The organism is Nostoc sp. DedQUE08, assembly GCF_034530895.1.
GTDB lineage: Bacteria > Cyanobacteriota > Cyanobacteriia > Cyanobacteriales > Nostocaceae > Nostoc.
Genome location: NZ_JAVRCD010000112.1, coordinates 1 through 13,575, shown reverse-complemented (window position 1 = coordinate 13,575; position 13,575 = coordinate 1). Strand labels below are relative to the sequence as shown.

The window sequence follows — 13,575 nt, the reverse complement described above, 5'->3', positions numbered from 1 at the left end:
ATTAATACTTATGTACTATAGAGAGCGATCGCTTGTGCCAGTTGCGTAAGTCCTATTATAGTCATGCAACAGCTTGGCATTAAAGAGGCATTAACCACAGATCGCCACTTTGAACAAGCTGGCTTTATTCGTCTGCTGAAGTCAGAATAAGTAATAATAAAAGCCATTCATTAAGATATGCTCTTTATTATTAATAATCGCTAACCCGTTAACCTACGCATCAACAGCTTCCTTCGCGGCATACAACATCTCAGCGTTAATTTCCTTGAAACCGCGATCGCGGGCAAATTTCTCAGTGCTACACTAGATTTATATTCTCTTCGTTCTTTACAGCTTGGGGACGTTGTAACAGCACGTTTTCCTCAACAAAACTCTTTCAATGTATGATTTTCCTCAGTTATTATTCAGGCCTTGTATTCCGTTCTATACGGCTTAATAGGTCAATGATTGCTATTAAAGCTGCTGTCAGAATATATATAATAATACAGGGAATAATCACATAAATTAAAGGTAATAAAATAAATATATTAGTTCCACCAAAACTTAAAGCTCGACCAAATATTGAAAATATTATAATAAAAAAAATGACTACAATAAAAAAGCCGACAAACTGAAGTATCTTGAGTGTAGTAACTAATCTGGTGTACAGTCTATTTTCGTTCAATCTGCTGGATAATTGATTATTGTTCATAAATACACCATTTTTAATAAATTAGTTTATGCAAAAAACATTATTTTATAATAAGTAGAAGAGTGTTTATTTGAAAAAACACTCTTCTATGGAATTCTAGCTATCAGTTTTATAGCTGATCGCTGAATTATTATTAAGCTCCGACAGCTTCCTTCGCGGCGTACAATACCTCAGCGTTGATTTCTTTGAAACCGCGATCGCGGGCAAATTTCTCAGTATTACGCTTCACTTTTCCGCGAACAAATCCCGGAATCTTATTCAATTCTGCTTGACCATCTTTTGTCCAATTCAAATCAGAATCAGCAGAAATTCCCCTAGTAATAACTTCTTTGGTATCGTGACCGCCAAAGATTTCTAATAGGTGATCTTCCATTCCCAAAGTGAAGGAATTGTAGATCAAATCTGTAATCTGATTCGTACCTTCGTAACCCATAAATGGTTTGTAACCAATAGGGAAGTTTTGGACGTGGATGGGTGCAGCAATTACACCGCAAGGAATATCTAAGCGCTTACCAACATGGCGTTCCATTTGCGTGCCGAAAATGGCAGAGGGTTCGACACGAGCGATCGCATCCCCAATTACACCATGATCGTCTGTAATCAGCACTTCATCGCAATATTCACTAACCTGTTCGCGGAACCAATCTGCATCATATTTACAGTAGGTTCCAGCCCAAACAACATGAATTCCCATTTCTCGCGCCAGAATCTTGGTAATAGCGGCGGCGTGGGTATTGTCACCAAAGACTACAGCTTTTTTGCCAGTCAAGTTTTGACAGTCAATCGAACGGGAGAACCAAGCAGCCTGAGAGACATGTAAGGTTTGCTCATTGATGAAGTCTTCATAGTCAACTTCTGCGCCTTGAGCGTTAATTACCTGCTGAATCTTGCGAATACAACGGGCAGTTTCCACTACGCCCATTGGAGTAATGTCTATATAAGGTGTGCCAAATTGTTCTTCCAGGTAACGGGCTGTGGTCAAACCGAGTTCGCGGTAAGGCACTAGGTTAAACCAGGCTTGGGGCATCTTTTTCAAGTCATTTACCGAAGCACCTTCGGGAATTAAGGTATTTACCTCAATTCCCAAGTCAGCCATCAGCCGTTTCAGTTCGGTGCAGTCGTGGTTGTTGTGGAAACCGAGGGTGGTAGTACCGATAATGTTAACTGAGGGTCTTGCTGTTTTGCCCTCTGCCAATTCGCCCCGCTTCCGGGCTTTTTCAATGTAGTATTGGACAATTTGATCCAAAGTGCGATCGGCGGCTTGCAGTTCGTTGTAGCGGTAGTGGTTCACATCCGCCAGCATTACATCACCTTTCGCTTCCAACTGCGCCCGTTCGACAAAGTTGTGCAGATCCTCTTGCAAAATGCTGGAGGTGCAGGTGGGAGTTAACACAATCAAATCTGGGTGTTCCTCAGCATCCTTGCGGGTGATGTTATCTACCACCTTTTCTTGGGAACCGCGTGCTAAAACGTTGCGATCGACGACACTGGTTGTCACCGGAGTAAAATCCCTTTCCCGCGATAGCATAGAGCGCATGACGTTGAAGTAATCATCGCCAAGTGGGGCGTGCATGATCGCATGAACATTTTTAAAAGAACTAGCGATTCGCAGAGTGCCGATGTGGGCTGGGCCAGCATACATCCAGTAAGCCAATTTCATGTTTGTGTCTCCCTTTTAAACTCAAATAACTAAGTAAATGGGCGTAAAAAATATAAGATAGAGCTTACCATCAACCCCTTTGGTGCGTAGTTTACCGCCGTAGGCATCGCCCAGTGTGCCGTTGGTAGAGAAGGGGAGAGGTTTGGAGAGAGGTATTATCTTTAATTCAGCCCATTTACTTATAACTGCTTGATTATTAAATCGTTTCTGATTTTCTCAAACCTGCTGGCTGAAAAAAAATAAGGTTTGTTGCGGGTTTTAGGGGAGGCGATATGGCTGAAATCTATTTACTGCTTGGGATACAGCTATCAATTTCAACAACATTGCTGGTGATTTTGTAAAAAAATCTTAATGTTTCAGTAAATTAGACCTAACAAGAACAGCCCCTTCCCTACTAGCCTTGGAGAGTAAAATTCAAAGCCTCTCTCCTTTTAGGAGAGAGGAATGGACGTGAGGTCAGAAGTCCCTCATTCCCTACTCGGCAGCGTTTTTACCTAATTCGCTAAGATGTACACAAGCTCATTTTCACAACAATTATGGTGAAATATGGTGAAAACACCCTCCCAGCTTTGGACGATTCCTCCTTTGGAAAATGGCGACAAACTCACCCGCTACGAATTTGAGCGTCGCTACAATGCCACCCCTAACCTGAAAAAAGCTGAATTAATCGAAGGGATTGTCTATATTATGCCTGCTGCTTTGCGTTTCCGAAGTCACGGTCAACCGCATGGTTGGATTTTGACATGCCTTGGTACTTACGAAGCTGCGACTCCTGGTGTAGCGTTGGGAGTTGAACCTACTGTCCGCTTAGACTTAGATAACGAACCTCAACCCGATATTGTTCTGTTGATTGAACCGGAAGCAGGTGGTCAAACGCGGCTGAGTGAAGATGATTATATTGAAGGTGCGCCAGAGTTAGTTGTGGAAATTGCTGCTAGTAGTGCGGCTATCGATCTTCATGGCAAAAAACAGGCTTATCGTCGCAATGGTGTTAAAGAATATATAGTTTGGCAAGTTTTAGACCAAAAATTGACTTGGTTTTCTCTGGAACAGGGTGAATATCTGGAATTAGTACCTGACAATGAAGGCATTTTACAAAGTCGGGTATTTCCAGGCTTGTGGTTAGCGGCGACGGAGTTATTAGCAGGTAATATGCAGGGTGTGTTGAAGGTTTTACAAGCAGGTTTACAGTCTGCTGAACATGAGGATTTTATACATTTTCATGGTAATTATATTATTTGAATCATCGACTTTTTCAAGAGGAAAAATGCTGTTTCACCACATCTAAGCGGGAACAGTTCCAATAATCGATATGGGAGACAATCAAACCATCAGAGTTAAGACCTAATTCACTCCAACCAGGAATAGAGATCCGTGGTTTCCAGGGGAGAGGAGTATTCCAACTAAGTGTCCACTCAGTTTTGATTGTGTCTCCTAAACGTTGAATATTATGTAAGTCCATCTTGGGATTTAAAAACCAAGTTTCGATAAAATTAATCATTGCTTTGTAACGTTTAACACCACGGAATTTATTCATCGGGTCTTGAAAATAAACCTCTGGGGCATAAATGCTGTAAGTTTGATTGACTGGGAATCTTTGATAGTCTTCTTTGAGAATTTCAACGAGATTCATGATAGATAAATATATCTGTAAATTGGTTGAATCTAAAAACTGAAAAACTGAAATTAACCCTCATTCCATAAACGTTCTAACTGACGCCGCCAAGCAGTTAAGACTTCTTCTCGTCCTTGTGAAGTTTGATTTATTTCGCCCATCATTCCTTCGGCGTAAAAGCGTTCTAAGCTTTGCATGGTAGCTTGCAGAGATTGTCCTTGCTGTTTTGCTGCCTGAATAATTTGCCGGATGCGGCTTTCAATTAGTTGATTAAAGACATTATCTAATCTAGCCTGATGGAGAGATAAAAGTCGGTTGATTGCATTGGATAAATCTGCACTCACTAAAGTATCAATGTTATGTTGAAATACCCCCCAAATTACTCTTTCATACAAAGCGTAACGTACTTCTTGAGTGTCATCAAAGTTGGCTTCTAGGAACTGTTCTAAAAATGGTTGGGCTTCTTGGATGGGCAGAATAGGCAGTAAAACTCGCAGCCAAGTATTATCTTCGGAAAGCAGCACCAACAGCCGAAAAGTAGGAGTGTCTACTTGCCACGATCCAGGAGCAGTCGTAGTAACAGCCGATGTGTCAAATAATTCTGTAAGCGTAGCCGCAACTTCTTCAGGTGTCATAACTTTTTATTTATATATAGCCTCTAGATTAGCGCAGAGGTGCATCAACATATTCACTAACTCGATCCAGTCTGAAAACGCGGTGGGGGCGCACAGCTAGGTGTACGCCCCCACGAATGAATGTATTCCACTGAATTGAAATATCTGATTTAAATTTTAAATAAGCGAATTGCTCAAAAACACGATACCGATCGCACACAAAGCAAAACCAGCAAGGCTGATTTTCCAGGGTAAAATTCGGTTTATTTCTCCCATACCCATCCCAACACCAATTTCCCTGGCACTCATAACAACGGCAAACAGAGTTAAAGCAATACCTAGTATATAGGCAACTACTGATATTGTTCCTGTACTGACAATAGATTCAGCATTAGCGTAACCCTGAAATAAACCAGCACTGATGCCCACCAGAGCAAACACCAGAAAGTTTAGTTGATTTGGCATCATCAGCATAGTACCAAAAACGATGGTAGAAATGGCGATGGCTATTTCTGTGCCTGGTAAATTTAGCTGAAATATATGAATTACAATGCCTAAAACTGTTGCCAAGACAAAACATCCAGCGATCGCAGCGCCACGAACAAACACAGATGAGAGTAAGCCAATTGCAACAATACCAACTAAACAATTTAAACTAATTACTGGATCTGCCAATCCCCAGACAAAGGCTTCCCAGCCGTTAGAGATGTTATGGTCAAATGGTGTTCCACTCAATGAACTCAGTAAGCTAATTAAAATTAAAGCTGCGATCGCCCCAACATGGCGATCCATGAACTTTGAGGTCTTAAGTTCCCCCCAAGTATGGGATTCTGATAATTTAGTCTTGAACATCGCTATATACCAAATTAGTTTTTAGGTAATTTATACTACCCACCTACCCCAAAAAACTAACGTGGTAATTACCCTAGATCGTACTAGCTTCAAAAAGTGATGTAAACCCGCAGTGGTAGAAAAAGTTCTTTCATAAGCAAGTAGGATCGGGCTATTGATATTGAGATTCAAGATGCGATCGCTAATCAATCATCATTCCAACGACTGTTGACAATACAACTCAACTATATAAACGAATCTAAACTAAGGTCAATTCCATATATTGGAGCGAGAACTAGAAAGGGTTTCACCAAATATTTTATATATTCCTTAATAAGTAAAAGCACTGAATACAGCAATTCGAGCGATCGCTTAGGCAAGTAGAAAAAAACTTTGCACTAATTACAACCTGCGTAGATACAGTGGGTTTTTTTACGTGGATCATAACTACTTTTTTATACTAAACTTTGGTAATTGTTGTATAGTGTAATTGCATAAGTTGTTAGTATAATATCATGCAATGAAAATTTTATTAAGCATCGCCACAATATTTACTTTTGCTTTGGGATTTTACACCACACAGACTATTGCTGCTCCTCTGGAAAATCCCAAAAGCTTTACAGATTGGTGTCAGCAGAAATCAACTTTACCTCCACAGACAAAACATACTGTTGAGGTATTGTTAAAAATCGCCCAGACTCAAAATTGCAAGCAGGCTAACCAAAAGCTGACTAATTTAACTTTTCTTGACCTTAACTCAAATCAAATCAGCGATATCAAGCCTTTGTCCGCTCTGACTAATTTGACTTCTCTTTCGCTGAGATCAAATCAAATCAGTGATATCAAAGCTTTGTCTACTCTGACTAATTTGACTGATCTTTTGCTCCACTCAAATCAAATCAGCAATATCAAGCCTTTGTCTACTCTTACTAATTTAATTGTTCTCGACCTCGGCTCAAATAACATCAGTGAGATCCAGCTTTTGTCCAATCTGACTAATTTGACTATTCTCTCCCTGAATCTGAATCAAATTAGTGATATCAAGTCCTTGTCCACTCTGACTAATTTGACTTTTCTCGACCTCGGCTCAAATAAAATCAGTGAGATCAAGCCTTTATACAATCTGAATAATTTGACTATTCTCTCTCTGAATTTGAATCAAATTAGTGATATCAAGTCCTTGTCCACTCTGACTAATTTAACTTTTCTCGACCTCGGCTCAAATAAAATTAGTGAGATCAAGCCTTTATACACTCTGAAAAAGTTAAAGATTTTTAAAGCTATAAATAACCCGATCGCCAGCAAAATATGTCCTGTAAAACCAGAATCTATTTGTAACTTTTGATGATTATCAGTAATTATTAATTGGATATCTTATTTCTTATAAATTTGTGAATGAAGCATACCCAAAAGGTTATTTTTATATTTATTTGACGATGCTATCAACAAAATTTTGAATCATTTCGGCATTTGTTTCACTTAAACTTTCTAACTCAATTCTGTTGTTTTCTTGTGGCGTACTAGCATTAGTACTATACATACGACGACTCAAGCCTACAGGACTATTATCATAAAATGTTGTATAGAATACACACGCTGCTACATACGATCCAATCGGACTAGGGTGGCTTTTATCGGAATTGTAAAGGTTTAATTTCAGATTCGCTTCCTGAATTTTTTGCCAAGCTATTCCCACAGGTGCAACTTTAGCTTTCAGTTCTTGAGCAATGCTCATATAAGCATCAGTCAATATCTGTTGCGTTTCTGGTTGATTTTGCTTTGCCCAAGTTAAGTAAAACACTGTTTGGGAATTCACTCGCTTAATCTCGGCATCAAACAGACTAGCGTACTTGTACATTTCCTTGGGATTAGTAATTGGTAAAGTACTTTGCTCTTGCAGTACTACGTAATCCCAGCGTTTTGCTTTCAAAAGCCTGAGTGCTTCACCACGTTTCCAGTGGTTTTGAAGTGTAGCTCCACCAACCACAACCATTTCAGTTTCCAGCGTTTTAGGTTCTTTCGCTGAAGCAGCCAACTGTTGTGTCAACCAAGGAAGATCGTTGAAATATGTATAACTATTGCCAATAAATAAAACTCTGATTGCCTGCTGTTCAGTTACTGGTAAATAATTTGCCTGAGTCTGCCTTCTTAGCATTTGAAACAAGGCAATCATCATCAAGAGGAATAAACATACATATACAATGTTGGCTTTGCTCATCATCCCTGAAATTTTTGCATTATAACTTATTCTTGGACAATATTTTTTTGGCAATAGTTCTGATTATTGATGAGTGGATGAAATTTTTTCCCAAGAGATTGCAAATTTTACCCAACCTAAAACTTCTCTTAACTGAATTGTATTAAGAAGATGCTATAGTATCAAGCCGACAGGAAAACCAGGATACAAAGTTTCTTGCATCACTTCTCTGATGCAATTCCCGCAATTAACACTACATCAAATACAAGAGTGAAGATGGTTAAAGGCTCCCACTTTCACTACTTTTCAATATATTGGCGCAACAATAGACAAGATGAGTTCACCTACAGATGAGCAAATAGCACTGATTCGGCTAACGCTCGAAGATAGGAAAATGAATTACGCCGATAGATTTAAACAGGAAAAGCTGTTGAATTTGCACAAAGCTAAGATGCTTGTTGAGCAAGCTTTTACAATGTTGAGCCAGTAAACAGCCCCGATCGCAATTTTTAGGTAATTAAACCATAGTACCCGGTAGCACAGATGTGCTGCCCTACGGGGGATTGAAACAAAATCCCTCAATACTTTAGAGTTAATAATAAACTCAACTGCAAAGCGCGATCGCAATGACTGATAAAGAACTCAAACATCTAATTGAGAGTAATGCTAAAACAGTCCAAGCTATGTTAGATGAAATGGCGGAAGCACGTCAAGAACGCCAAGAACTCCGAGAAGGAATGCTCCAAATTCAGAATGCAGTCGCACAATTAACGAATATACAAGAGAGAATAACCAATTTACTAATTTCTATTGATGGCGATCGCCCTACAATTCTTAAAAAACTCTCAGCACTGGAAACTAAGCTTGACCAGTTATTGCAGCAAAACCCAACGGATGAGTTAGGGTAAATACTCATAATAATGCCTAGACGTGTTGAAACAACATTTATTTTCCTTAAACAGTCGATAATGTAAATAAATGTAAAAAATTCTCAGGCAGGATAAAAACATCTATGCGTGTAATTTTAATGACTGGTAAAGGCGGCGTGGGCAAAACTTCCGTTGCTGCTGCAACTGGACTCCGTTGCGCAGAACTAGGCTATCAGACGTTGGTTTTAAGTACAGATCCCGCCCACTCCCTCGCAGACAGTTTTGACATGGAACTGGGACACGCACCCCAAAAAATTCGCCCAAATCTCTGGGGTGCTGAACTGGATGCACTGCAAGAACTGGAGGGAAACTGGGGTGCTGTGAAACGTTATATTACCCAAGTTTTACAGGCAAGGGGTTTAGATGGCGTACAGGCGGAGGAATTGGCAATTTTACCAGGGATGGATGAGATTTTTGGCTTGGTAAGGATGAAACGCCATTACGATGAAGGTGAGTTTGATGTCTTAATTATCGACTCAGCCCCCACCGGCACAGCACTGCGGTTGCTGAGTTTACCTGAAGTCGGTGGCTGGTATATGCGCCGTTTTTACAAACCATTTCAAAACATCTCGGTAGCACTTCGACCCCTAGTTGAACCTTTGTTTAGACCAATTGCCGGTTTTTCGCTACCTGATAAAGAAGTAATGGATGCACCTTTTGAGTTTTATGAACAAATTGAAGCTCTGGAAAAAGTATTAACAGATAATACTCAAACCTCAGTTCGTCTTGTCACTAATCCCGAAAAAATGGTGATTAAAGAGTCTCTCCGTGCCCATGCTTATCTGAGTTTATATAACGTTGCAACAGATTTAGTCGTGGCTAATCGGATTATTCCCAGTGAAGTCCAAGATCCATTTTTTCAACGTTGGAAGGAAAGTCAGGAGCAATATCGCCGAGAAATTCATGATGATTTTCACCCTCTACCTGTGAAAGAAGTTCCCCTATTTTCTGAGGAAATGTGTGGATTGGCTTCATTAGAACGCCTGAAAGAAACTCTTTATAAAGATGAAGATCCAACTCAGGTTTATTACAAAGAAACAACTCTTAGAGTAGTGCAAGAAGAAAACCAATACAGCTTAGAACTTTACTTACCTGGTATTCCTAAAGACCAAGTTCAACTAAGTAAAACTGGAGATGAATTAAACATTACTATTGGCAACCATCGTCGTAACTTAGTTTTGCCACAAGCCTTAGCAGCACTACAACCAGGCGGAGCAAAGATGGAAAATGACTATCTAAAAATCCGCTTTACTGACAACACAAGAGTTTAATTTTGTTGGACTTTACTCTGTCAACAAAAAGTTAAAAGTAAAAAGCAAGAATTTTCTCTTGTAACTAGTACAGACGCCATCTTTTTAGCGTCTGTTTTTATGATTTTTTGGTAAATTTTAATAAAAGCCAAAAAAATATTTTTATTAATGATTTGACCGTAGTTTTACTGAAGACAAAATGATCGAATAAATTTCAAAATGTCTTTAGATTTAATTATGCCAGTTTTCAAATTATTAATTTATTTTTCTATAAGCAATGACTTCCAATCCCCAACAAGATTTACCCTTATGTCGCGATGAAGAAAGTTTACTACGCCGCATTACAAATCGTATCCGACGCAGCTTAGAGTTAGAAGAAATTATCACAGTGACAACAACAGAAGTGCGATCGCTATTAAAAACCGATCGAGTGATGATTTACAAATTTCATCCTGATGGTAGTGGTCAAGTGATTGCTGAATCAATTAATAAAAATTGTTTGCCGTCGCTACTGGGGTTAAATTTTCCTTACGATGACATTCCATCCTATGCCCGCGAACTATTTATCAAATCACGCGTGCGTTCTGTTGTGAATGTTGAGACTAAAGAGATTGGTCAAATTCACCTGCGTGACTTGGATAATGGAGATATTTCAGAGGAGATCCGTTACCGCCCTGTAGACCCCTGCCATATTGAATATTTGACGGCAATGGGGGTAAAATCCTCTGTAGTAGCGCCTATTCTTTATCAAGATCGACTTTGGGGACTGCTGGTGTCTCATAATTCCCAAGCGCGTTTGATTTCAGAATATGAGCTAGAAGCCATACAAGTGGTAGTCGAGCAGCTGTCAATGGCGATCGCTCAAAGTACCCTTCACACTCAAGTTCGCAAAACAGCCGAGCGAGAAGCGATCGTTAACCGCATTGCTACCTTATTACATTCACTGCCGACGATTGTCTTACAGCCAGCCCTAGAAGCGGCTGTTGCTGCCTTTAATGGTATTGGTGGCAGGCTTTGTATTAGAAATGAAGCTCTTGATTTCCATAATGGCAACGTCACCAGCTTAACAGAATGCTTAATACCAGGAAATACTTGTATCAAGCTTTATATCTGTGGAGAGCAACCTGTAATGCCAGAACAAACTATATATCCACTGATCGAACAGTATAGTATCTGGCAGGAACACTACAAGTCTACTAACTACGATGTTTGGGCAATTTCAGATATATATAACACTCCCGGCTTGCGAAGTTTGCAAGTTGCTTTTCAACCAACTAAAATTCGCAGCATATTAATGATTCCACTCCAGTATCGTCAGCAGTTGCTCGGCTACCTAAGTATTTTCCGCAATGAAGTAGATACAGAAACTTTATGGGCGGGACAGCATGAGGGCGATCAAAGGCAACAGTATCCCCGGCGATCCTTTGAGGTTTGGCGCGAATCTAAAACAGCACAAGCTCAAAAATGGACAATTGAAGAGATTGAACTGGCTAGAAACCTCAGTAAACACTTCGCTTCCGCAGTTCAGCAGTATGAACTACACCAACAAGTCCAAGTCTTCAATGAAAATTTAGAAAAACAAGTTAGAAGGCGCACCGCTGAGTTACAAAGGACAGCTGAACAAGAACAGGCTGTGTTTAAAGTTATTGCCGAGATTCGAGAATCTTTGGACACAAATACGATTTTTCAGACCACAACTAAAGAAGTTTGTCAATTAATCAAAGCCGATCGCGTTTCTGTTTATCGTTTTGATGCTAATTGGGGTGGTGAATTTGTCGGAGATTTTGAGGCTGCGAGTCCATACTGGTCGAATGAGTCCGAACTAGGTATTAACACAATTTGGAATGACACCTACTTACAAGATACAGAAGGAGGACGCTACCGCAATAATGAAACATTTGCAGTCGATGACATCTACAAAATGGGGTTTACTCAGTGTCATATCGACAATCTAGAGCAGTTTCAAATTTACGCTTTTGTGCTTGCGCCGATTTTTGTTGGTCAAAAACTTTGGGGTTTGCTGGCAACTTATCAACACACTGGCCCTCGGCAATGGAAAACTTCTGAAGTTAACTTCCTCAGTCAGATTGCCGCCCAAATGGGCGTAGCACTCCAGCAAGCTGATTTACTCTCTCAGACACAACAACAGACATTAGATTTGCAACAAGCAGCAGAACAACAACGGGTATTGTTTGAAGTTGTGGCAAAAGTTAGAGAATCTCTCGATCTAGATGCGATTTTTCAGGCAACTACCCAAGAAATTTGTAAATCACTACAAGCGGATCGAGTTGCAGTCTACCGCTTCCAGGCTGATTGGAGTGGTGAATATATTGCCGAGTTTGTGGGCGATAACTGGTTAAAGTTAGTAAATTCTGATAGCAATACAGTTTGGCAAGATAGCTATTTACAAGAAACCCAAGGTGGGCGATATCGTCACAATGAAACTTTTGCAGTTGATGATATCTATGAAGTTGGCCACTCTCAATGCCACGTTGCAGTTCTAGAGCAAATTCAAGCAAGAGCTTATGCGATCGCACCTATATTTATCGGGCAACAGTTATGGGGCTTATTAGCAGCTTACCAAAATTCTGCACCCCGCCATTGGGAAGCTTCAGAAATTAAATTTATTACTCAAATTGCTAATCAGCTTGGGGTTGCACTCCAACAAGCCCAATTGCATAATCAAACCAAAGAGCAGACGCAAAAGCTAGCTCAAGCTTTGCATGATTTACAGCAAACTCAAACCCAACTGATCCAAACTGAAAAAATGTCTTCACTAGGTCAATTGGTAGCTGGTGTGGCTCACGAAATTAATAACCCCGTGAACTTCATTTATGGCAACATTAATCATGTCAACGATTACACCCAAGATTTACTCAGTATCCTAGACCTTTATTTGCAAAATACTCCCAACCCTAGTCCTGAAATTCGCGATCGCGCCTTTGAGATCGACTTAGAATTTATCATAGAAGATTTGCCCAAAACTCTATCTTCGATGAAAATTGGGGTCGATCGCATCCGGCAGATTGTCTTGGGTTTACGGAATTTCTCTCGCCTTGACGAAGCAGAAAAAAAACCAGTTGATATTCATGAGGGCATTGATAGCACCTTGCTAATTTTGCAACATCGCTTGAAAGCAAAACCAGAAAGTCCGGCGATTAAATTAGTCAAAGAATACAGCAACCTTCCTTTAGTAGAGTGCTATGCCGGGCCGCTAAATCAAGTATTCATGAATGTTTTAAGCAATGCGATCGATGCTTTAGAAGATTACACAGAATCTCAATCAAAACCTCATAGCAGCCAAATTACTATCCGTACTGCTTTTGGAGAACTTGAAGGCAATATCAAGAGTGTAGTAGTTCGGATTGCAGACAATGGGCCAGGAATACCCGAAGCTCTCAGAGCAAGAATCTGCGATCCCTTTTTCACAACTAAGCCAGTGGGAAAAGGCACTGGTTTGGGATTATCAATTAGTTATCAGATTGTTGTAGATAAACACGGTGGTGTTTTTAAATGTGATTCTCAACCGGGGTTAGGTACAGAATTTTGGATTGAAATTCCAATTAAACAAATCAATTAATCATAGAAACAAAAAATCAACTTGCATAGTGCAGATTATTCCTGGTTTGGAAATAGAAGAATGCAAAGTTATGTAATAATTTTGATTTTCTGCAAAAAATTTGAGTTTTGGGGTGAAAGCATAGTAGCTTGATTGACAAGTGATAGATAGCTAGTATCCCTCTTCTGTCACTTTCCGACATAAGCAAGTAGTAAATAACTGAAATTAT

General features: G+C 39.8%; 11 protein-coding genes. 6 read left to right on the top strand and 5 right to left on the bottom strand.

The annotated features are described in order from the left end of the window. Positions 1-824: 824 nt before the first annotated feature. Positions 825-2,351, bottom strand: a complete 1,527-nt coding sequence (bchB, locus tag RMY64_RS35995) for a ferredoxin:protochlorophyllide reductase (ATP-dependent) subunit B (RefSeq protein ID WP_322685758.1) — start codon at positions 2,349-2,351, stop codon at positions 825-827. 546 nt (positions 2,352-2,897) lie between these two features. On the opposite strand from bchB, the gene RMY64_RS35990 reads away from it, so the two are divergent. Beyond that, entirely contained in the window at positions 2,898-3,593 is a 696-nt protein-coding gene (locus tag RMY64_RS35990; protein WP_322672690.1) for a Uma2 family endonuclease, read from the top strand. A gap of 13 nt (positions 3,594-3,606) precedes the next feature. Here the strand turns inward: RMY64_RS35990 and RMY64_RS35985 are convergent, their stop codons facing one another. The 3 genes from RMY64_RS35985 to RMY64_RS35975 all read right to left on the bottom strand — a co-directional run bounded on the left by RMY64_RS35985 (position 3,607) and on the right by RMY64_RS35975 (position 5,432). Then, complete coding sequence (locus tag RMY64_RS35985) at positions 3,607-3,984, bottom strand: DUF2358 domain-containing protein (RefSeq protein WP_322672689.1); 378 nt, start codon at positions 3,982-3,984, stop codon at positions 3,607-3,609. A 53-nt stretch (positions 3,985-4,037) separates the two neighbouring features. After that, a complete protein-coding gene (locus tag RMY64_RS35980; protein WP_322672688.1) occupies positions 4,038-4,601 on the bottom strand; it encodes a hypothetical protein in 564 nt (187 codons plus the stop codon). A 156-nt stretch (positions 4,602-4,757) separates the two neighbouring features. Beyond that, complete coding sequence (locus RMY64_RS35975) at positions 4,758-5,432, bottom strand: HupE/UreJ family protein (protein WP_322702597.1); 675 nt, start codon at positions 5,430-5,432, stop codon at positions 4,758-4,760. A 499-nt stretch (positions 5,433-5,931) separates the two neighbouring features. Here RMY64_RS35975 and RMY64_RS35970 point away from each other — a divergent pair, with 499 nt between their 5' ends. Further along, entirely contained in the window at positions 5,932-6,756 is an 825-nt protein-coding gene (locus tag RMY64_RS35970) for a leucine-rich repeat domain-containing protein (RefSeq protein WP_322702596.1), read from the top strand. An 81-nt stretch (positions 6,757-6,837) separates the two neighbouring features. On the opposite strand, the gene RMY64_RS35965 is transcribed toward RMY64_RS35970, so the two are convergent. Next, positions 6,838-7,632 carry an SGNH/GDSL hydrolase family protein gene (locus RMY64_RS35965; RefSeq protein ID WP_322702595.1) on the bottom strand — a complete coding sequence of 265 codons (795 nt, stop codon included), beginning with the start codon at positions 7,630-7,632 and terminating at the stop codon, positions 6,838-6,840. A gap of 310 nt (positions 7,633-7,942) precedes the next feature. On the opposite strand from RMY64_RS35965, the gene RMY64_RS35960 reads away from it, so the two are divergent. The 4 genes from RMY64_RS35960 (at position 7,943) to RMY64_RS35945 (ending at position 13,367) form a co-directional block, all read left to right on the top strand. Next, complete coding sequence (locus RMY64_RS35960) at positions 7,943-8,098, top strand: hypothetical protein (RefSeq protein ID WP_322685768.1); 156 nt, start codon at positions 7,943-7,945, stop codon at positions 8,096-8,098. 136 nt (positions 8,099-8,234) lie between these two features. After that, a complete protein-coding gene (locus tag RMY64_RS35955) occupies positions 8,235-8,516 on the top strand; it encodes a hypothetical protein (protein ID WP_094350381.1) in 282 nt (93 codons plus the stop codon). Between the two features lie 104 nt (positions 8,517-8,620). Next, the gene (locus RMY64_RS35950) at positions 8,621-9,808 is read left to right on the top strand and encodes a TRC40/GET3/ArsA family transport-energizing ATPase (protein WP_322702594.1); all 1,188 of its coding nucleotides are present in this window, start codon (positions 8,621-8,623) and stop codon (positions 9,806-9,808) included. A 256-nt stretch (positions 9,809-10,064) separates the two neighbouring features. Further along, positions 10,065-13,367 (top strand): GAF domain-containing protein, encoded by a 3,303-nt coding sequence (locus tag RMY64_RS35945; RefSeq protein ID WP_322702593.1) that lies wholly within the window; start codon positions 10,065-10,067, stop codon positions 13,365-13,367. Positions 13,368-13,575: the final 208 nt, after the last annotated feature.